The following is a 19,051-nucleotide window of genomic DNA, read 5'->3' as shown; positions in this document are numbered from 1 at the left end:
CGCTCAGGGAGGAGAAGCGGGGAGGTCAGCGCCAAGCGCCTTGCTCGATCGGTATGATATACCATTGTCTTGAAAAGTTTCCGTGAGCGGCCGCCGGCTCCCGAGCACCTCTCTGGGCACTGTCCTACGTCAAGACATCCACGATCTTCAATTCCATGAGCTTCTACCCGCACTATCGTCCTCGCCGCATGCGCCGCGACGACTTCTCGCGCCGCCTGATGCGCGAAAACATCCTCACCACCAACGACCTGATTTACCCCGTCTTTGTAGTCGAAGGCACGAACGTGCGGCAAGCCGTGCCGTCGATGCCTGGCGTCGAGCGGGTTTCGGTCGACTTGCTGATGAAAGTCGCCGAGCAATGCGTCGAGCTCGGCGTACCGGTGCTGTCGCTGTTTCCGGCGATCGAACCGTCGCTCAAGACACCCGATGGCCGCGAAGCGACCAACGCCGCTGGTCTGATCCCGCGGGCGGTCCGCGAGCTGAAGAAGCACTTCCCGGATCTGGGCGTTCTCACCGACGTCGCGCTGGATCCGTACACGAGCCACGGCCAGGACGGCGTGCTCGATGAAAACGGCTACGTGATCAACGATGAGACCGTCGACATCCTGATCGAACAGGCACGCGCGCAGGCTGAAGCCGGCGTAGATATCGTCGCGCCTTCGGACATGATGGACGGCCGAATCGGTGCCATCCGCGAAATGCTGGAAAGCGAGGACCATGTCCACACGCGCATCATGGCTTATGCGGCCAAATTCGCGTCCGCGTTCTACGGCCCGTTCCGCGACGCTGTGGGCTCCGCGACGAACCTCGGCAAAAGCAACAAGATGACGTACCAGATGGACCCCGCCAACTCCAACGAGGCGTTGCGCGAGGTGCAAGCGGACATCAACGAAGGCGCCGACATGGTCATGGTCAAGCCGGGCATGCCGTACCTGGATATCGTGCGCCGGGTGAAGGACGAGTTCCAGTTCCCGACCTACGTCTATCAGGTCAGCGGCGAATACGCGATGCTGAAGGCAGCGGCTCAGAACGGCTGGCTGGACCACGACAAGGCCATGATGGAATCGCTGCTCGCCTTCAAGCGCGCGGGCGCGGACGGCATTCTGACCTATTTCGCGCTGGATGCAGCGAGGATTCTTCGCTCGCAAAAATAGGTTGCGCCGCGCCTGGCGGCAGCTATCTCGTCTGGCTGGGACTGAGTCGATTCATGTGCGAGTTCAGCAGGGGCCAGAACGCAAAACGGAGGCGGACTTTTGGTCACGCCTCCGTTTTTTTATCCACTCGCGGTTGCCGCTCGTTCATGCGGTCAATGCGATCACGCCTGAGGTCGGCTCGCCCGTTCGAGCGTGCGCAGGAATTTGTCGGCCGACTCATAACCGACGACGCGCAGTACCTCCTTGCCGCCGCGGTCGAAGAAGATAATTCCCGGTGGGCCGAAAAGGCCAAAGCGCTTGAGCAGTGCCTGATCATCGGTGTTGTTGGCCGTCACGTCGGCGCGCAGCAGGTTCATCTCCTTCAATTTCGCCTGGACGCGCGGGTCGCTGAAAGTGAATTTCTCCATCTCTTTGCAACTGACGCACCAGTCGGCGTAGAAATCGAGCATGGCAGGCTGCGCAGCGGCTTTGACGGCCTCGTCCAGTCCGACTGATGATCGCACCGGTTGAAACGCCAGATCGCCCTGCGACGCATTCTGGGGCGAGCCAGCCACACGATCCGGCACCGGCGCGCCGCCGCGCGTCGCCAGCACGGCCAACGGACGCAGCGGATCTGACGACCCCGCGGCGAGTCCAACAAGCAGCACCGCAGCCCAAACGGCAAAGGCAGCGCCGATACCGCGGCCAAGCCGGCGCCATATCGATGCTTGCGCCAAAGGGGCCGAAAAGAGACCCAGCGACGCCGCGGCGATCAAGAGCCAGAGCGCACTCAGGAGCATGGCAGCCGTTGCTCCGAGCACCGGCCAGACGATCCAGAGCGCCGCGGCGAGCAGCACGACACCGAACAGCACTTTGACGCTGTCCATCCACGCGCCGGCGCGCGGCAGCAAGGTTCCGGCGCCAAATCCGATGATAAGCAGCGGCACGCCAAGCCCGAGTCCCATGGAGAACAGCGCGGCGCCACCGAGCACCGCATTCCCCGTGTGCGCGATAAAGGCGAGCACCGCGAAGAGCGGCGCAGTCATGCAGGCACCTACGACCAACGCGGACAGCGCGCCCATTCCGGCAACGGCTGCAAACTTGCCGCCAGAGCGCCGCGCCGACACGTGCGAAACGCCTTCCTGCCAACGCTGCGGCAGTGCGATATCGAAACCCGCAATCAACGTGAGCGCAAAAACGGTCAGTAGTACGCCGAACGCGCCCAACACCCACGGATTTTGCAGCCACGCGCCCAGACTTTGCCCAACGAGCGCGGCGGCAATTCCCAGCGCGGTGTAAACGAGCGCCATTCCGATTACATAGGCGAGCGATAGCGCCAAGCCCCGCGCGCGCGTGACCCGTGCGCCCTCGCCGATGATGATTGCCGAAAGAATCGGAATCATCGGGTATGAGCACGGCAGCAGACTCAGCACCATGCCCGCGACGAAGTAAAGTCCGATGATCGTGAGGAAACCGCCGCCCTGCAGCAGCGATTGCGCGTAATCGGCGTTGGTGGCCCGCTCGTACCACGGCGTATCGCTTGCCTCAGATTGCAGCGCGCCCGCGCTGCCCGCCGGTTGCAGGGCAGCACCGCTTACATGGTAGACGCGCTCCATCGGCGGATAGCAGATACCGGCGTCCGCACACCCTTGGGATGTCACGGCCAGATCGAACCCTCCGGCGGCCTGCTTAACCGGGATGCGGATCGTCAACTCGTTGCGATACGTCTCGACGTTCTTGTTGAATGTCTGATCGAACTTGATATGGCCCGCCGGCAACTGCGGCTCACCGATTGTCGCGTTGCCACTGCGGGTTGCGAATGCGAAACGCTCCCGATACATGTAGTAGCCGTCAGCAATTTTGTACGTAACGTCGACTTCGCCCGGCTTTTCTGCCGCACTGAATTTGAACGCTACCGCGGGATCGAGGAAGTCGTCTGCCGCATGGGCGAGCGTGCAGAACTGCGCCAGGATCAGGCCGGCAAAGAGGAGGAATGCGGCACGAAGCGCATGGCGCGCGCGCCCGTCGAGACAGTTAAACATGTAGAGGGCGTTGGGTTTCTGCAAGGATCCACTGACCGTAAGTGGCCGAGGCCATGGCTTGCCACGACAGAATTTCCGGCGTGTCGTATGGATGGTGTGTCTGTATGTATTGCTCAAGTTCAAGAGCACGTGCGGCGCTCGTCTTGAACAACAACTGTATTTCTTGTGCCGTTTCGACCTGCCCTTGCCAGTGGTAGCGCGATTGCACGGCGCCGAGTTGCGTTACGCAGGCGCATAGCCGGGCAGCGAGCGCGTCTGCGGCGAGCTTGTCAGCAACGGTCGCGTCGGGCACCGTCGTCAGGATCAAGGTAACACTCACGCTCACTGAAAGCTCCGGCAAGGCACGATTCGGGTGGCAATATCGTATCACCTGGCAGTCAAGTGCCGCAGGCAGCGCGGGCTCGCGTGTGCGGCATTTGGCCACTGCGGATTGACTGGCTGCGCGCTTGGACTTGGATTCGTAAAACGCTGCAGCCGTTGTGGATCGCTTGAGGGCTGCATGTTGTAGCGATGCGGCCCGTCGGTCGTGCGCGCTTCGACCTCCTGCCGTGGCGCTTTTCGATCGGCTTTTCCTACCCAACCCTGCGACTCACGGAGACATTTGCCTAGCCCGAAAAACAAAACCCCACGCTCCGAGAAACGTGGGGTTCGTCTGCATTCTGTAGCCAAGCGTGACGCCTAGCTCTTGAGTGCCTTGAAGCTTACTCGGCTTCTTGCACTTCAACTTCTTCAACTTCCGGACGATCGAGCAATTCGACCAGAGCCATCGGTGCATTGTCGCCGACGCGGAAGCCAAACTTCAGCACGCGCAGGTAGCCGCCCGGACGGGTAGCGTAGCGCGGGCCGAGGACTTCAAACAGCTTCGTGACCGAGTCACGGTCGCGCAGGCGGTTGAATGCCAGACGGCGATTTGCCAGCGACGGCTTCTTGCCCAGCGTGATCAGCGGCTCGACAACTTTACGGAGTTCTTTCGCCTTCGGCAGCGTGGTCTTGATGACTTCGTGCTCGATCAGCGAGTTGGACATATTACGGAGCATTGCCAGACGGTGGCTGCTCGTGCGGTTCAGTTTCCGCAGACCATGACGGTGACGCATGTTGATTCCTTCGATTCAGAGTTTTGGTCCAGCTCTTCTATCGCGCTCGATCTACTGCAAATTCGAGTGCACGGGCCGGTAGTTGAAAAAGGCAAGACGCGGATTTTAAAGGAAAATCCGCGTCTTTGCCAGTGCAGCGACGGGTTCTGTCCCGAGACGAAGCGCCGACTTACTTGTCCAGCCCAGCGGGCGGCCAATTTTCGAGCTTCATGCCGAGCGTCAAACCACGCGACGCCAGTACTTCCTTGATTTCGTTCAACGACTTGCGGCCCAGATTCGGCGTTTTGAGCAACTCGTTTTCCGTGCGCTGGATCAGATCGCCGATGTAGTAGATGTTCTCGGCCTTCAGACAGTTCGCGGACCGAACCGTCAATTCGAGATCATCGACCGGACGCAGCAGGATCGGATCGATCTGCGGCGCGCGCGACGGCGCTTCAGCCGTTGCTTCGGTGCCTTCCAGTGCAGCGAACACAGACAGTTGATCAACCAGAATGCGAGCCGATTGACGGATCGCTTCTTCCGGCGAGATGACACCGTTCGTTTCGATGTTCATCACGAGCTTGTCGAGGTCGGTACGCTGTTCGACGCGAGCGCTTTCAACGGCGTAGCTCACGCGGCGAACCGGCGAGAACGACGCGTCCAGCACGATACGACCGATGATCTTGGCCGACTCTTCGCCGTAACGACGCACATTGCCCGGCACGTAACCGCGGCCCTTCTCAACCTTGATCTGGACGTCGAGCTTGCCGCCCTTCGACAGATGCGCAATCACGTGATCAGGGTTGATGACTTCGCAATCATGCGCGAGTTCGATATCGCCAGCAGTGACAACGCCTTCGCCTTCCTTGCGCAGCGTAACCGTCACTTCGTCACGGTTATGCAACTTGAACACTACGCCCTTCAGGTTCAACAACAGGTTGACCACGTCCTCTTGCACACCGTCGAGCGTCGAATACTCATGTACGACGCCTGCGATCGTCACTTCGGTCGGCGCGTAGCCGATCATCGACGACAACAGCACGCGCCGGAGCGCGTTACCCAAGGTGTGGCCGTAACCGCGTTCAAACGGTTCCATGACCACTTTCGCGTGGCTTTCGCCCAGCGATTCAACTGCGATGATCTTGGGCTTCAACAAACTGGTTTGCATAGGTTTTCCTTTTCAATACCCTCGGCTCGTTACACCGATAAGGCTGACCGGTAACAACCTGAAAATAAACAGCCGAGACTCCCCCTTGCGCAACGCAATCGGGGTGCCCCGGCCATTAATCCGATTACCGCGAATACAATTCGACGATCAGGCTTTCGTTGATATCGCCAGCGATGTCGCTGCGTTCCGGCTTGGACTTGAACGTGCCTTCGAACTTCTTCGAATCGACAGCGACCCAGCTGGGCATACCGCCTTGTTCAGCCAGCGACAGCGCTTCGAGGATACGCGCTTGCTTCTTCGATTGTTCGCGCACTGCGACGACGTCGCCTGCCTTCACTTGCATCGACGGGATGTTCGACACAACGCCGTTCACCGTGATCGCCTTGTGGCTCACAAGCTGACGCGCTTCAGCACGCGTCGAGCCGAAGCCCATGCGATACACGACGTTATCCAGACGCGACTCGAGCAATTGCAGCAGGTTCTCACCCGTGTTGCCCTTCAGACGGTCAGCTTCAGCGAAGTAACGGCGGAATTGGCGCTCGAGGACACCGTAGATGCGCTTCACTTTTTGCTTTTCGCGCAACTGCGTGCCGTAGTCGGACGTACGTGCACCCGACGTGCGGCCATGCTGGCCAGGCTTGCTGTCAAGCTTGCACTTGTCAGCGAGCGAACGACGGGCGCTCTTCAGGAACAGGTCAGTGCCTTCACGGCGGGACAGCTTGGCCTTAGGGCCGATATAACGTGCCACGTTGATTCCTTCGTTGATTGATCACGCGAATGCAGACACTCGCGCTAGTCCGAACCCTTTGGGTCGAACAGTGGGCTTAGTCAATTCAATAGCGCAAGCAGCCTGTTTCGCCGGTTACTAAATCCGGCGGCAACAGGCGCTAGCGAAAACAGCGTCTTAGATACGACGACGCTTCGGCGGACGGCAGCCGTTGTGCGGGACCGGAGTGACGTCGGAGATCGCCGTGATCTTGATGCCAAGACCATGCAACGCACGCACCGCCGACTCACGGCCAGGACCGGGGCCCTTGATCCGCACTTCGAGGTTCTTCACGCCGTATTCCATCGCCACGCGGCCAGCCGATTCGGCTGCCACCTGGGCTGCAAACGGGGTCGATTTACGCGAGCCCTTGAAGCCCTGACCACCCGACGTTGCCCAAGCAAGTGCATTGCCTTGACGATCGGTGATCGTGATGATGGTGTTGTTGAACGACGCGTGAACGTGAACCACGCCCTCGGCGACGTTCTTCTTGACCTTCTTGCGAACGCGTTGCGCCGCGGAGTTGTTCGAAGCCTTAGCCATTACGTTTTCCTGTAACTGTCAGTTCCGCTTACTTCTTCAGCGATTGCGCTGCACGACGCGGACCCTTGCGCGTACGGGCATTCGTACGCGTACGCTGGCCGCGCAGGGGCAAGCCCTTACGATGCCGAACGCCACGGTAGCAGCCGAGATCCATCAGGCGCTTAATGTTCATCGTCGTTTCACGGCGCAGATCGCCTTCAACGATGAACTTGCCGACTTCTTCACGCAGCTTTTCGAGGTCTGCGTCGTTCAGGTCTTTGACCTTCTTCGAAAATGCCACACCAGCAGCGACGCAAATGTCGCGCGAGCGCGTGCGGCCGATACCGTAAATAGCCGTCAGGCCGATTTCAGTATGCTGGTGATTCGGGATGTTAACCCCTGCGATACGAGCCATTGTTTTTCCTCAAACAAAAAGCGCAAGCAAAAGCGCGGCGTTCAGCCTTGACGCTGTTTGTGGCGCGGATCAGAGCTGCAAATCACGCGCACAACGCCTTTGCGCTTGATGATCTTGCAATTGCGGCAAATGCGCTTAACCGATGCCATCACTTTCATGATATTACCCTTTTTTCAAATCACTTCGCCCGGAACACGATCCGCGCACGCGACAGATCGTAAGGCGTCAATTCAACCGTCACCTTGTCGCCCGGCAAGATTCGGATGTAGTGCATCCGCATCTTCCCGGATATGTGTCCCAATACGACATGGCCGTTTTCCAGCTTCACCCTGAAGGTAGCGTTAGGCAGGTTTTCGATGACTTCACCCTGCATCTGGATAACATCGTCTTTGGCCATAAGTCCTTTCAACGCATCGGGACGCCGCCGCCTTTGAAATTAGCTTTCTTCAGCAGCGATTCATACTGTTGCGACATAACGTACGACTGCACCTGCGCCATGAAATCCATTGTGACGACGACAATGATCAGCAGCGACGTTCCACCAAAATAAAACGGCACGTTCCAGCGCAGCACCAAGAACTCGGGCAGCAGACAAACAAACACGATGTAGATCGCACCGGCCAGCGTCAGACGCGTCAGGATGCGGTCGATATATCGCGCCGTTTGATCGCCCGGGCGGATGCCAGGAACGAATGCGCCACTCTTCTTCAGGTTGTCGGCCGTCTCCCTGCTGTTAAACACCAGAGCGGTGTAGAAAAAGCAGAAGAATACGATCGCCAACGCGTACAGCAACACGTACACGGGTTGGCCGGGCTTGAGGGCTTCGGCCACATTATGCAGCGTGTCTGCGAACCAGCCGGTACGCGACCCCGAACTAAACCAGTTCAGGATGGTTGCCGGGAAGAGAATGATCGACGATGCAAAGATCGGCGGAATCACGCCCGACATGTTCAACTTCAGCGGCAAATGCGAGGATTGACCGCCGTAAATCTTGTTACCGACTTGCCGCTTCGCGTAGTTCACAAGGATCTTGCGCTGGCCGCGTTCGATGAACACCACCAGATACGTCACAGCAGCAATCAACGCAACGACAATAATCGCCGAGATGATACTCATCGAGCCGGTTCGGACCAGTTCAAAGAGACCACCGATTGCATTCGGGAAACCCGCTGCAATACCGCCGAAAATGATGATCGAGATACCGTTGCCGAGTCCGCGCTCCGTAATCTGCTCACCGAGCCACATCAGGAACATCGTGCCCGTTACCAGCGTCACGACCGTCGTCAGCCGAAACACCATTCCCGGATCGATCACGAGAGCCGGCTGATTTTCCAATGCCACGGCGATGCCGAATGCCTGGAACGTCGCCAGCAAGACCGTGAAGATCCGCGTGTACTGCGTGATCTTCCGCTGCCCCGCCTGCCCTTCCTTTTTCAGCGCTTCCAGCTGCGGCGAGACAATCGCCAGCAACTGCATGATGATCGACGCCGAGATGTACGGCATAATCCCAAGCGCGAAAATCGTGAACCGCGAAAGTGCGCCACCCGAAAACATGTTGAACATGCCAAGGATGCCGCCCGACTGGCTCTGGAACAACTTTGCCAGCTGGTCCGGGTCGATACCCGGCACCGGAATGTGCGCGCCGATACGGTAGACGATCAGCGCCAGCAGCAGAAACACTGCTCGCCGACGCAGATCGCCAAACTTCGCCGCGCTGCGACCGGGTTTTACGAGACTCGGGCTGTTAGCCAAGTACCTTCTCCGATGCAAATGCTAGTGACGGCAAATAACTTGCGCGTTACTCGGCAAAAGAGCCGCCGGCTGCTTCAATAGCAGCGCGCGCACCCTTCGTCGCACCCAGACCCTTCACAACGATCTTGCGCTTGAGCTCGCCCGTCGCGATGATCTTGGCGCTCTTGATCAGCTCGCCAACCAAACCGGCTTGCTTCAGAGCCAACAGGTCGATTTCGTCGACCGGCAGCTTTTCCAGATCGGAGAGACGCACTTCACCAACGAATTCCTTCGTCAGCGAGGTGAAGCCACGCTTCGGCAGGCGACGTTGCAGCGGCATTTGACCGCCTTCGAAGCCAACCTTGTGAAAGCCGCCCGAACGCGACTTCTGACCTTTGTGACCACGGCCGGCGGTCTTGCCCAGGCCAGAGCCGATGCCGCGACCAACGCGACGCTTTGCGTGCTTCGCGCCTTCAGCCGGCTTCAGGTTATTCAATTCCATTATCAACTCCTTGAGTCCCGGTCAGCCGCTTAGCTGATGACCTTAACGAGGTACGAAACCTTGTTGATCATGCCGCGCACGGCCGGCGTGTCCTGCAATTCGCTAACCGAGTTGAGTCGGCGCAGACCGAGGCCACGCACCGTTGCACGGTGCGTTTCGCGGGTGCCGATCAGGCTCTTGACGAGCTGGACCTTGACAGTTTTATCAGACATGGTGTCCACCTTAGCCCAGAATATCTTCGACGGACTTGCCGCGCTTCGCCGCGATGTCGCCCGGCGTGGACTGCTTGCGCAGACCGTCGAGCGTTGCACGAACGAGGTTATACGGGTTCGTCGAACCGTGGCTCTTGGCCACAACGTTCTGCACGCCCATCACGTCGAACACTGCGCGCATCGGACCGCCAGCGATCACACCGGTACCGTCCTTCGCCGGAGCGAGGAGGACCATCGATGCGCCGTGCTTGCCGTGCACTTCGTGTTGCAGGGTACCGTTCTTCAGCGGCACCTTGAACATGTTGCGGCGGGCTTGTTCCATCGCCTTCTGGACAGCGACAGGCACTTCCTTCGCCTTGCCCTTGCCCATACCGACGCGGCCATCACCGTCGCCGACCACGGTCAGTGCGGCGAAACCGAGAATACGGCCACCCTTCACGACCTTGGTCACGCGGTTGACCGAAATCATCTTTTCACGCAGGCCGTCGTCGCGTTCGTCAGCCTGAACTTTCGCTTGCATCTTTGCCATGACGAATTCTTCCCTTAGAACTTGAGTCCGGCTTCACGCGCCGCATCAGCCAGCGCTTTCACGCGGCCGTGGTAACGGAAACCCGAACGGTCGAAGGCGACGGATTCGATGCCGGCAGCCTTAGCCTTTTCTGCGATGCGCTTGCCGATCAGCGTGGCAGCAGCGACGTTGCCGCCCTTGCCCGTTTGATCAGCCAGTTGCGCACGCACTTCGGCCTCGAGCGTCGACGCGCTGGCGAGCACCTTGGTGCCGCACGGCGAGAACACTTGCGCATAGATGTGCGTATTCGTGCGATGCACGGCGAGACGCGCGACCTGCAGCTCAGCGATCTTGATACGCGTCTGACGAGCGCGGCGCAGGCGAGATTGAGTCTTATCCATGATTGCGCACCCTTACTTCTTCTTCGTTTCTTTGAGGATCACGACCTCGTTGGCGTAGCGCACACCCTTGCCCTTATAGGGCTCCGGCGGACGATAGCCGCGCACTTCTGCCGCGACTTGGCCAACTTTCTGCTTGTCGATCCCCTTGATCACGATTTCGGTTTGCGACGGGGTTTCAGCCTTGACGCCTTCCGGCATCTGGTGCACCACGGGGTGCGAGAAACCCAGCGACAGGTTCAGCTTGTCGCCTTGCGCCTGTGCGCGGTAACCGACGCCAACCAGCGTCAGCTTGCGCTCGAAACCCTTCGTCACGCCGTTCACCATGTTCGCCACCAGTGCGCGCATCGTGCCCGACATCGCATTCGCTTCGCGGCTTTCGTCCACCGGCTCGATCTTCAGAATGCCGTTGTCGTTCACCACTTTCACGAGGCGGTTAGCCGCCTGCGTGATCGTACCCAGCGGGCCCTTGACGGTAATGCGATCGTCGCTCAGGGCCACTTCTGCGCCTTGCAGCGCGATCGGGCTTTTACCTACTCGAGACATGTTTCTCTCCTTTCGGCCTTAAGCGACGTAGCAGATGACTTCGCCGCCAACGCCCGTTGCGCGCGCCTTGCGGTCCGTCATCACGCCCTTCGGCGTCGACACGATTGCCACGCCGAGGCCATTCATGACCACGGGGATGTCGTTACGGCCGCGGTACACACGCAGACCAGGCTTCGAGACGCGCTCAATGCGCTCGATCACCGGACGGCCAGCGTAGTACTTCAACACGATGTTCAATTCAGACTTCGCACCTTCGGACTTCACTGCGAAATCATCGATATAGCCTTCGTCCTTCAGGACCTGCGCAATCGCAACCTTGACTTTCGACGAGGGCATAGTCACCGAGACTTTCTCAACCATCTGCGCGTTGCGGATGCGAGTCAGCATATCGGCGATAGGATCACTCATGCTCATTTACGTTTCTCCTATTACCAGCTCGCCTTGGTCAGGCCAGGGATCTCGCCGCGGAACGCGATTTCGCGAATCTTGTTACGCGCCAGCCCGAATTTACGGAACGTACCGCGCGGACGACCGGTAATTGCGCAACGATTGCGCTTACGGGTCGGGTTAGAGTTGCGCGGCAGTTGTTGCAGTTCCAGACGTGCTGCGTAATGCTCTTCGTCCGACTTGCTCATATCGCCAATGATCGCCTTCAACTCTGCACGCTTGGGCGCGTACTTAGCGGCGAGGCGAGCACGCTTCTTTTCACGTTCGATCAGTGCCAGTTTAGCCACGGTAACCTCAGTTTCTGAACGGGAACTTGAAGCTGGCGAGCAGAGCCTTTGCTTCGTCGTCGGTCTTCGCAGTCGTCGTGATGCTGATGTTCAGCCCACGCAGTGCGTCGATCTTGTCGTAGTCGATTTCGGGGAAAATGATCTGCTCTTTCACACCGATGTTGTAGTTGCCGCGACCGTCGAACGCACGACCCGACACGCCACGGAAGTCACGCACACGGGGGAGCGCAACCGTCACGAAACGGTCCAGAAATTCGTACATTGCCTGACCACGCAACGTGACCATTGCACCGATCGGGTATCCCTGACGAATCTTGAAGCCAGCGATTGCCTTGCGTGCCTTCGTGATCACCGGCTTTTGGCCTGCGATCTTCGTCAGGTCGCCAACGGCGTTTTCGATGATCTTCTTGTCAGCAACCGCTTCGCCAAGGCCCATGTTCAGGGTGATCTTGGTGATGCGCGGCACTTCCATCACGGACTTGTAACCGAACTTCTCGATGAGGCCGGGTACAACCTTTTCTTTGTAAAACTCTTGCAAACGAGCCATTTTTTTACTCCGCAGCGTCAGGCGCTCAGCTCGGCACCAGTCGTCTTAAGGAAACGGACCTTCTTGTCTCCTTCGACCTTGATGCCTACACGCGACGCCTTGCCATTCGCGTCGACCAATGCGACGTTCGAAATTTGCAGCGGCATCGTCTTGGCTTCCACACCACCCGTCGTACCCTTCATCGGGTTCGGCTTGACGTGTTTCTTGACGAGGTTGATACCCTCGACAGTCACCTTGCCTTCGCCAACGGACAGCACGACGCCGCGCTTGCCTTTATCTTTGCCGGTGATGACGATAACTTCGTCACCTTTGCGAATCTTGTTCATCGCGACTCCTTACAGCACTTCAGGTGCCAACGAAACGATCTTCATGAATCGTTCGCTGCGCAACTCGCGCGTGACAGGCCCGAAAATACGGGTGCCAATAGGTTCGAGCTTGGCATTCAACAACACTGCGGCGTTGCCATCGAACTTGATCAGCGAGCCGTCCTGACGGCGCACGCCCTTGGCGGTGCGAACCACCACGGCGTTATAAATTTCGCCTTTCTTCACGCGCCCGCGCGGCGTTGCTTCTTTGACGGTCACCTTGATGATGTCGCCAATGCTGGCATAACGACGCTTCGAGCCGCCGAGCACCTTGATGCACATGACTTCACGCGCACCCGTGTTGTCGGCCACTTCAAGCCGAGTTTCGGTCTGGATCATGGTTTATCTTTCCCAACTTAATCCGGTCACACCACCATGGCGTACCCGGTCAGTCTTGGTCCCGTCAGCCAATCGGCTGCTTGGGTTAGAACAGCAGCGACGGCAAACGAAACCCGCCATCGCAATCCGGTGAATCCTTCGGGACAGACTGGCGCCTGAACCGCTTCCCCCACCAACTTCGCCCGCGACGGGGCTCCCATAAAGAGGGAAGACCGAGATTATAACAAATAATCTCGGTCTTGCAAGCGAAATCTACTGCGATTTCAACAACTTCTACTACTCAGCGGCGTCAGATGACGCGAGCAGCCTCGACCAGGCGAGCCACAACCCAAGCCTTCGTCTTCGAAATCGGACGAGTTTCCTGGATTTCAACGAGGTCACCCTCGTTGTACGTGTTCGCGTCGTCGTGCGCGTGGTACTTCTTCGAGCGCACAACATACTTGCCGTAGATCGGGTGCTTCACGCGGTGCTCAACCAGCACGGTGACCGTCTTGTCCATCTTGTTGCTGACGACCTTGCCGACCAGCGTCCGCTTGAGCGAGGTTTTTACGCTATCGTTCATTTCTGGTTCGCCTTCTCAGTCAGGACGGTCCGCACACGTGCGATGTCGCGACGAACCTTCTTCAGCTGGCTCGTGTTCGTGAGCTGCTGGGTCGCGAGTTGCATGCGCAGGCCGAATTGCGCCTTCAGCAGGTCCGACAGCTCCTTGTTGAGCGCGGCCTGATCTTTCTGGTGAAGTTCGGAAGCCTTCATCATTTGCTCCTTAGGCGCCAAGCTGACGCACGATGAAGGTCGTCTTCAGCGGCAGCTTAGCTGCAGCCAGACGGAACGCTTCGCGTGCCAGCTCTTCGGTTACGCCGTCCATTTCGTACAGCATCTTGCCCGGTTGAATCTCTGCGACGTAGTACTCAGGGTTACCTTTACCGTTACCCATACGTACTTCAGCCGGCTTGTGCGAGATCGGCTTGTCCGGGAAGATGCGGATCCAGATGCGGCCACCACGCTTGATGTGACGCGTCATTGCGCGACGTGCCGCTTCAATCTGGCGCGCGGTCAAACGACCACGACCGATAGCCTTCAGGCCGAATTCACCGAACGACACCGCGTTACCGCGGGTAGCGACACCGGTGTTACGACCTTTCTGCTCTTTGCGATACTTTCTGCGTTTCGGTTGCAGCATCGTTATTCTCCAGTCTTCCCGTCGCCGCCGGCACCGCCAGCACGACGAGGAGCGCCACGGCGTGCACCTGCCGGGCCACCACCTTCACCATCGCGACGCGGACGGCGATCGCCACCCGGACGTGCGTTGCGACGCGGACGCTTTTCTTCGGCGACTTCTTCAACCACCGGTGCGTCGTTGCGGCCGAGCGTATCGCCCTTGTAGACCCACACCTTCACGCCGATGATGCCGTACGTCGTCTTCGCTTCCGAAGTCGCATAGTCGATATCTGCGCGCAGCGTATGAAGCGGAACGCGACCTTCGCGATACCATTCCGTACGAGCGATTTCGATACCGTTCAGACGACCAGCGCTCATGATCTTGATGCCTTGAGCACCCAGACGCATCGCGTTCTGCATCGCACGCTTCATCGCGCGGCGGAACATGATCCGGCGCTCGAGCTGTTGCGTGATCGAGTCGGCGATCAGTTGCGCATCGGTTTCCGGCTTGCGGATTTCTTCGATGTTGACGTGGACCGGAACGCCCATGCGGCGTTGCAGTTCCGACTTCAGCAGCTCGATATCCTCGCCCTTCTTACCGATGACCACACCCGGACGCGAGCTATAAATCGTGATGCGCGCGTTTTTCGCCGGACGCTCGATAACGACGCGACCAACCGAAGCGTTCTTCAGCTTCTTCTTCAGGTATTCACGAACACCGATGTCTTCCTGCAACATCGCCGCGAAATTGTTGTTGTTCGCGTACCAACGCGACGCCCAATTGCGGCTGACGGCCAAACGGAAGCCAGTCGGATGAATTTTCTGTCCCATCGTATGACCCCTTAATTCCCGACCGTCACAGTGATGTGACAGGATTGCTTCTCGATGCGGTTACCGCGGCCTTTAGCGCGCGCGGTAAAACGCTTGAGCGACGCAGCCTTGTCGATGTAAATGCTCGTGATCTTGAGCTCATCGATATCGGCGCCTTCGTTATGCTCCGCATTCGCGATCGCCGACAGCACGACCTTTTTCACGATTCCCGCAGCCTTCTTCGGCGAGAACGTCAAAACGTTCAGCGCCTTGTCGACCGGCAAACCGCGGATCTGGTCAGCCACAAGGCGCGTTTTCTGCGCCGAGATGCGGGCACCGCGATGAATTGCTTTCACTTCCATCTTGAGCCCCTTATTTCTTAGCCTTCTTGTCGGCTGCGTGACCCTTGAACGTACGGGTCAGTGCGAACTCGCCAAGCTTGTGGCCGACCATGTTTTCCGAGATGTACACCGGAACGTGTTGACGGCCGTTATGAACGGCGATCGTCAGACCGATGAAATCCGGGAGGATCGTCGAGCGACGCGACCAGGTTTTGATCGGCTTCTTATCCCGCGAAGCTGCTGCCGCCTCAACTTTCTTCAGCAAATGGGCGTCGCAGAACGGACCTTTTTTTACAGAACGTGCCATTGCCTACTCCTTAACGCTTGTGACGGCGCTGGACGATCATGCTCGTCGTGCGCTTGTTGCTGCGGGTGCGATAACCCTTAGCAGGCGTGCCCCACGGGCTCACCGGATCGCGACCTGCAGCCGTCTTGCCTTCACCACCACCGTGCGGGTGATCGACCGGGTTCATTGCAACGCCACGCACCGTCGGGCGGATACCGCGCCAGCGGTTTGCGCCAGCCTTACCGATTTGACGGAGGCTATGCTCTTCGTTGCCAACTTCACCAATCGTCGCGCGGCACTCAACGTGGACGCGGCGGATTTCACCCGAGCGCAGGCGGACCTGTGCGTAGATGCCTTCACGAGCCAGCAACATCGCCGACGTGCCAGCCGAACGCGCCATTTGCGCGCCCTTGCCCGGCAGCATTTCGATGCAGTGGATCGTCGTACCGACCGGAATGTTGCGGATCGGCAGCGTGTTGCCTGCGCGAATCGGCGCTTCCGAACCGGACATCAGCTGCTGACCGACGGTGATACCCTTCGGAGCGATGATGTAACGGCGCTCGCCGTCCGCATACAGAACCAGCGCGATGTTCGCGCTACGGTTCGGATCGTATTCGAGACGTTCGACCTTCGCTGCGATGCCGTCCTTGTTGCGACGGAAATCGACGACACGGTAATGATGCTTGTGACCACCACCCTTGTGACGCGTAGTGATGTGGCCATTGTTGTTACGGCCGGCGGTGGAGGATTGCGAGTCGAGCAGCGGTGCAAACGGCTTGCCCTTGTACAGATCCTTGTTGACCACCTTGACCATCGCGCGGCGACCCGGCGAAGTCGGCTTAACTTTAACGATTGCCATGATTACTTGGCCTCCGCTTCAAAGTTGATTTCCTGGCCGGGCTTCAGGCAGACATATGCCTTCTTCACGTCTTTGCGCTTGCCCATGAAGCGGCCAAAGCGCTTGGCTTTGCCCTTCGAGACCAGCACGTTGACGGAATTGACTTCCACCTTGAACAGCAGCTCGACTGCAGCTTTCACTTCCTGCTTCGTGGCATCGGGCGCGACTTCGAACACGACTTGCTCGTTCTTGTCGGCCACCAGCGTCGCCTTTTCGGAGATCACCGGCGCGAGCAGGACCTGCATCAAACGATGATCGTTTTTGCGAATCTCGCTCATGACAGCAACTCCTCGATCTGGGCGACCGCAGCCTTCGTGATCAGGATCTTCTTGAAGTAGATCAGCGACAGCGGGTCGGCGTAACGCGGCTCGACAACCGCCACATGGGCGAGGTTGCGCGACGCGAGGTACAGGTTTTCGTCAACCGTGTCGGTAATCACCAGCACGGAGTCGAGACCCATCGCCTTGAATTTTTCGGCCAGCAGCTTGGTCTTCGGAGCTTCGAGCGTCAGCTCGTCGACAACTGAGATACGGCCTTCGCGGGCCAGCTGCGAGAAGATCGAGCAGAGACCTGCGCGATGCATCTTCTTGTTAACCTTGTGCGAAAAGTTTTCTTCCGGCGAATTCGGGAAGATCCGGCCACCGCCGCGCCACAACGGGCTCGACGACATACCGGCACGGGCGCGGCCCGTACCCTTCTGACGCCACGGCTTCTTGGTCGTGTGCTTGACTTGCTCACGATCTTTCTGCGCGCGGTTGCCGCTACGGGCATTCGCTTGATACGCAACCACCACCTGGTGAATCAGGGCTTCGTTGTAATCGCGGCCGAACACGACGTCCGACGCGCTAACGCCTGCACCTTCCTGACCATTGGCATTCAGGAGCTTAAGTTCCATTATTTCGCTCCTTTCACGGCACGCGTCTTCACGGCCGGCGTAACGAATACCTTGCCACCCTTCGCACCCGGAACGGCGCCCTTGACCAGCAACAGCTTGCGGTCAGCGTCGATACGAGCGATTTCGAGGTTTTGCACCGTTACCGTGTCGTCACCCATGTGACCGGTCATGCGCTTACCCGGGAAAACACGACCCGGATCCTGCGCCATACCGATCGAACCCGGCACGTTGTGCGAGCGCGAGTTACCGTGCGATGCACGGCCGGATGCGAAGTTGTAACGCTTGATGGTACCGGCGTAGCCCTTACCAATCGACACGCCTTGCACGTCGACCTTCTGGCCTACTTCGAACAGGTCAGGACCAACTACGGTGCCGTTCGACAACTCGGCAGCCTTAGCGGCGTCGATCTGGAATTCTTTGAGGATTTCACCGGCTTGAACACCGGCTTTGGCGAGATGACCGGCCAACGGCTTCGTCACACGCGATGCACGGCGCGTACCGAATGCAACCTGCACGGCCGTGTAGCCGTCGGTTTCAACAGTCTTGATCTGCGTCACGCGGTTGTCGGACACGTCCAGCACGGTAACGGGAATCGAATCCCCTTCTGCCGTGAAGATACGGGTCATGCCAACCTTGCGACCTACGAGTCCAAGGCTCATCGTTTTCTCCATTCCCGACTGCGATTGGTCGGGGCTAATTTACAAAATGCCGGTGCCGTTTCGGGCATGAATGCATGCTGCAGCACACCGACTTTTTTGCGCAAATGCGCGAAAAGCCTTGCATTATAGCGAGGCTTTTCGTTTTCTGCAAGCAATCAAAGACTTAGCGTTGTCAGCGACGCTGAGCAACGCTCGAAGCCCTTATTGCAGCTTGATTTCGACGTCCACGCCTGCCGGCAAGTCCAGCTTCATCAGTGCGTCGACGGTCTTGTCCGTCGGATCGACGATGTCCATCAGGCGCTGGTGCGTGCGGATTTCGAGCTGATCGCGCGACGTCTTGTTGACGTGCGGCGAACGCAGGATGTCGAAGCGTTGAATGCGGGTCGGCAGGGGCACCGGACCACGAACGATTGCGCCAGTCCGCTTTGCCGTGTCGACGATTTCAGCAGCCGATTGGTCGATCAGGCGATAGTCGAAAGCCTTCAGGCGAATGCGGATTTTCTGGTTCTGCATGACAATTCCTTGAAAAAGAGCGAGGCGGTATTGCGCCGCCAGACAGTAAAAGAACGTAGAGCCGGGCGCCCGCTGAGGGCCGGCGCCCGGCTCCGGGCACCACTTACAGCAAATACGTCAATCCGCGATTTTACTCGAGAATCTTGGCAACGACACCGGCGCCGACGGTACGGCCGCCTTCGCGGATAGCGAAGCGCAGACCTTCTTCCATCGCGATCGGGTTGATCAGCTTCACCGTGATCGACACGTTGTCGCCCGGCATGACCATTTCCTTGTCCTTCGGCAACTCGATCGAGCCCGTCACGTCCGTCGTACGGAAGTAGAACTGCGGACGATAGTTGTTGAAGAACGGCGTGTGGCGGCCGCCTTCGTCCTTGCTCAGCACGTACACCTCAGCCGTGAAGTGCGTGTGCGGGTTGATCGAACCCGGCTTGGCCAGCACCTGGCCACGCTCCACGTCTTCGCGCTTCGTGCCGCGCAGCAGGATACC

33 protein-coding genes are annotated in these 19,051 nt (G+C 58.7%); 1 reads left to right on the top strand and 32 read right to left on the bottom strand.

Annotated elements, in window-relative coordinates; all coding sequences use genetic code 11:
* Positions 1-155 precede the first annotated feature (155 nt).
* Positions 156-1,154 carry a porphobilinogen synthase gene (gene hemB / locus H281_RS0128775; protein ID WP_027805034.1) on the top strand — a complete coding sequence of 333 codons (999 nt, stop codon included), beginning with the start codon at positions 156-158 and terminating at the stop codon, positions 1,152-1,154.
* Positions 1,155-1,315: 161 nt separating this feature from the next.
* Here hemB and dsbD read toward each other — a convergent pair whose 3' ends face one another.
* The 32 genes from dsbD to H281_RS35010 form a co-directional block, all read right to left on the bottom strand.
* On the bottom strand, positions 1,316-3,175 hold the full coding sequence (gene dsbD, locus H281_RS0128770) for a protein-disulfide reductase DsbD (protein WP_020070589.1): 1,860 nt from the start codon (positions 3,173-3,175) through the stop codon (positions 1,316-1,318).
* Positions 3,168-3,500: a divalent-cation tolerance protein CutA gene (gene cutA / locus H281_RS0128765; protein ID WP_020070588.1), complete on the bottom strand. Its 333-nt coding sequence runs from the start codon at positions 3,498-3,500 to the stop codon at positions 3,168-3,170. Before cutA ends, dsbD begins: the two co-directional genes overlap by 8 nt.
* 376 nt (positions 3,501-3,876) lie before the next feature.
* Entirely contained in the window at positions 3,877-4,269 is a 393-nt protein-coding gene (gene rplQ, locus H281_RS0128760) for a 50S ribosomal protein L17 (protein ID WP_006052227.1), read from the bottom strand.
* 169 nt (positions 4,270-4,438) lie between these two features.
* The gene (locus H281_RS0128755; RefSeq protein ID WP_006052226.1) at positions 4,439-5,416 is read right to left on the bottom strand and encodes a DNA-directed RNA polymerase subunit alpha; all 978 of its coding nucleotides are present in this window, start codon (positions 5,414-5,416) and stop codon (positions 4,439-4,441) included.
* 124 nt (positions 5,417-5,540) lie between these two features.
* Positions 5,541-6,164, bottom strand: a complete 624-nt coding sequence (gene rpsD / locus H281_RS0128750; RefSeq protein WP_020070587.1) for a 30S ribosomal protein S4 — start codon at positions 6,162-6,164, stop codon at positions 5,541-5,543.
* A gap of 156 nt (positions 6,165-6,320) precedes the next feature.
* Entirely contained in the window at positions 6,321-6,725 is a 405-nt protein-coding gene (gene rpsK / locus H281_RS0128745; protein ID WP_006052224.1) for a 30S ribosomal protein S11, read from the bottom strand.
* Positions 6,726-6,753: 28 nt separating this feature from the next.
* The gene (gene rpsM, locus H281_RS0128740; RefSeq protein ID WP_006052223.1) at positions 6,754-7,119 is read right to left on the bottom strand and encodes a 30S ribosomal protein S13; all 366 of its coding nucleotides are present in this window, start codon (positions 7,117-7,119) and stop codon (positions 6,754-6,756) included.
* Between the two features lie 41 nt (positions 7,120-7,160).
* Positions 7,161-7,277: a 50S ribosomal protein L36 gene (gene rpmJ, locus H281_RS0128735; protein ID WP_004199844.1), complete on the bottom strand. Its 117-nt coding sequence runs from the start codon at positions 7,275-7,277 to the stop codon at positions 7,161-7,163.
* A gap of 20 nt (positions 7,278-7,297) precedes the next feature.
* Positions 7,298-7,516, bottom strand: a complete 219-nt coding sequence (gene infA / locus H281_RS0128730) for a translation initiation factor IF-1 (protein ID WP_004521905.1) — start codon at positions 7,514-7,516, stop codon at positions 7,298-7,300.
* Positions 7,517-7,524: 8 nt separating this feature from the next.
* Positions 7,525-8,871 carry a preprotein translocase subunit SecY gene (gene secY, locus H281_RS0128725; RefSeq protein ID WP_020070586.1) on the bottom strand — a complete coding sequence of 449 codons (1,347 nt, stop codon included), beginning with the start codon at positions 8,869-8,871 and terminating at the stop codon, positions 7,525-7,527.
* Between the two features lie 46 nt (positions 8,872-8,917).
* On the bottom strand, positions 8,918-9,352 hold the full coding sequence (gene rplO / locus H281_RS0128720) for a 50S ribosomal protein L15 (protein ID WP_020070585.1): 435 nt from the start codon (positions 9,350-9,352) through the stop codon (positions 8,918-8,920).
* A gap of 29 nt (positions 9,353-9,381) precedes the next feature.
* Positions 9,382-9,564, bottom strand: coding sequence for a 50S ribosomal protein L30 (rpmD, locus tag H281_RS0128715; protein WP_007180126.1), 183 nt, complete (start codon positions 9,562-9,564; stop codon positions 9,382-9,384).
* Positions 9,565-9,574: 10 nt separating this feature from the next.
* Positions 9,575-10,093 (bottom strand): 30S ribosomal protein S5, encoded by a 519-nt coding sequence (gene rpsE / locus H281_RS0128710; RefSeq protein ID WP_006052219.1) that lies wholly within the window; start codon positions 10,091-10,093, stop codon positions 9,575-9,577.
* A 14-nt stretch (positions 10,094-10,107) separates the two neighbouring features.
* Positions 10,108-10,473 (bottom strand): 50S ribosomal protein L18, encoded by a 366-nt coding sequence (rplR, locus tag H281_RS0128705; protein WP_006052218.1) that lies wholly within the window; start codon positions 10,471-10,473, stop codon positions 10,108-10,110.
* Between the two features lie 12 nt (positions 10,474-10,485).
* Positions 10,486-11,016, bottom strand: coding sequence for a 50S ribosomal protein L6 (gene rplF / locus H281_RS0128700; protein WP_006052217.1), 531 nt, complete (start codon positions 11,014-11,016; stop codon positions 10,486-10,488).
* Between the two features lie 18 nt (positions 11,017-11,034).
* The gene (rpsH, locus tag H281_RS0128695; protein ID WP_006052216.1) at positions 11,035-11,430 is read right to left on the bottom strand and encodes a 30S ribosomal protein S8; all 396 of its coding nucleotides are present in this window, start codon (positions 11,428-11,430) and stop codon (positions 11,035-11,037) included.
* 14 nt (positions 11,431-11,444) lie between these two features.
* A complete protein-coding gene (rpsN, locus tag H281_RS0128690; RefSeq protein ID WP_006052215.1) occupies positions 11,445-11,750 on the bottom strand; it encodes a 30S ribosomal protein S14 in 306 nt (101 codons plus the stop codon).
* A gap of 7 nt (positions 11,751-11,757) precedes the next feature.
* Positions 11,758-12,297, bottom strand: a complete 540-nt coding sequence (rplE, locus tag H281_RS0128685) for a 50S ribosomal protein L5 (protein ID WP_006052214.1) — start codon at positions 12,295-12,297, stop codon at positions 11,758-11,760.
* Positions 12,298-12,314: 17 nt separating this feature from the next.
* The gene (rplX, locus tag H281_RS0128680; RefSeq protein WP_020070584.1) at positions 12,315-12,623 is read right to left on the bottom strand and encodes a 50S ribosomal protein L24; all 309 of its coding nucleotides are present in this window, start codon (positions 12,621-12,623) and stop codon (positions 12,315-12,317) included.
* Between the two features lie 9 nt (positions 12,624-12,632).
* On the bottom strand, positions 12,633-13,001 hold the full coding sequence (gene rplN / locus H281_RS0128675) for a 50S ribosomal protein L14 (RefSeq protein WP_006052212.1): 369 nt from the start codon (positions 12,999-13,001) through the stop codon (positions 12,633-12,635).
* A gap of 289 nt (positions 13,002-13,290) precedes the next feature.
* Positions 13,291-13,563, bottom strand: coding sequence for a 30S ribosomal protein S17 (rpsQ, locus tag H281_RS0128670; protein ID WP_007180129.1), 273 nt, complete (start codon positions 13,561-13,563; stop codon positions 13,291-13,293).
* On the bottom strand, positions 13,560-13,754 hold the full coding sequence (gene rpmC / locus H281_RS0128665) for a 50S ribosomal protein L29 (protein WP_007180130.1): 195 nt from the start codon (positions 13,752-13,754) through the stop codon (positions 13,560-13,562). Before rpmC ends, rpsQ begins: the two co-directional genes overlap by 4 nt.
* A 10-nt stretch (positions 13,755-13,764) precedes the next feature.
* Positions 13,765-14,181: a 50S ribosomal protein L16 gene (rplP, locus tag H281_RS0128660; RefSeq protein WP_013340739.1), complete on the bottom strand. Its 417-nt coding sequence runs from the start codon at positions 14,179-14,181 to the stop codon at positions 13,765-13,767.
* Between the two features lie 2 nt (positions 14,182-14,183).
* Complete coding sequence (rpsC, locus tag H281_RS0128655) at positions 14,184-14,990, bottom strand: 30S ribosomal protein S3 (protein ID WP_020070582.1); 807 nt, start codon at positions 14,988-14,990, stop codon at positions 14,184-14,186.
* Between the two features lie 11 nt (positions 14,991-15,001).
* Positions 15,002-15,331 (bottom strand): 50S ribosomal protein L22, encoded by a 330-nt coding sequence (gene rplV / locus H281_RS0128650; protein ID WP_011490054.1) that lies wholly within the window; start codon positions 15,329-15,331, stop codon positions 15,002-15,004.
* Positions 15,332-15,341: 10 nt separating this feature from the next.
* Positions 15,342-15,617 carry a 30S ribosomal protein S19 gene (gene rpsS / locus H281_RS0128645; protein ID WP_004199273.1) on the bottom strand — a complete coding sequence of 92 codons (276 nt, stop codon included), beginning with the start codon at positions 15,615-15,617 and terminating at the stop codon, positions 15,342-15,344.
* A 10-nt stretch (positions 15,618-15,627) separates the two neighbouring features.
* Entirely contained in the window at positions 15,628-16,455 is an 828-nt protein-coding gene (gene rplB, locus H281_RS0128640) for a 50S ribosomal protein L2 (protein ID WP_020070581.1), read from the bottom strand.
* A 2-nt stretch (positions 16,456-16,457) separates the two neighbouring features.
* A complete protein-coding gene (rplW, locus tag H281_RS0128635) occupies positions 16,458-16,772 on the bottom strand; it encodes a 50S ribosomal protein L23 (protein ID WP_007180135.1) in 315 nt (104 codons plus the stop codon).
* Positions 16,769-17,389: a 50S ribosomal protein L4 gene (rplD, locus tag H281_RS0128630; RefSeq protein WP_007180136.1), complete on the bottom strand. Its 621-nt coding sequence runs from the start codon at positions 17,387-17,389 to the stop codon at positions 16,769-16,771. The genes rplW and rplD overlap by 4 nt, the downstream gene beginning before the upstream one ends.
* Positions 17,389-18,048 carry a 50S ribosomal protein L3 gene (gene rplC / locus H281_RS0128625; RefSeq protein WP_007180137.1) on the bottom strand — a complete coding sequence of 220 codons (660 nt, stop codon included), beginning with the start codon at positions 18,046-18,048 and terminating at the stop codon, positions 17,389-17,391. Before rplC ends, rplD begins: the two co-directional genes overlap by 1 nt.
* Positions 18,049-18,249: 201 nt before the next feature.
* Positions 18,250-18,561, bottom strand: a complete 312-nt coding sequence (gene rpsJ, locus H281_RS0128620) for a 30S ribosomal protein S10 (protein WP_006998489.1) — start codon at positions 18,559-18,561, stop codon at positions 18,250-18,252.
* 130 nt (positions 18,562-18,691) lie between these two features.
* Positions 18,692-19,051 (bottom strand): EF-Tu C-terminal domain-related protein (locus H281_RS35010; protein ID WP_020070580.1); only part of this gene is annotated, 360 nt, incomplete at its 5' end.

It is taken from the genome of Paraburkholderia caledonica, assembly GCF_000383275.1.
Taxonomy (GTDB): domain Bacteria; phylum Pseudomonadota; class Gammaproteobacteria; order Burkholderiales; family Burkholderiaceae; genus Paraburkholderia; species Paraburkholderia caledonica.
This window is presented reverse-complemented; position numbering and strand designations above follow the sequence as displayed.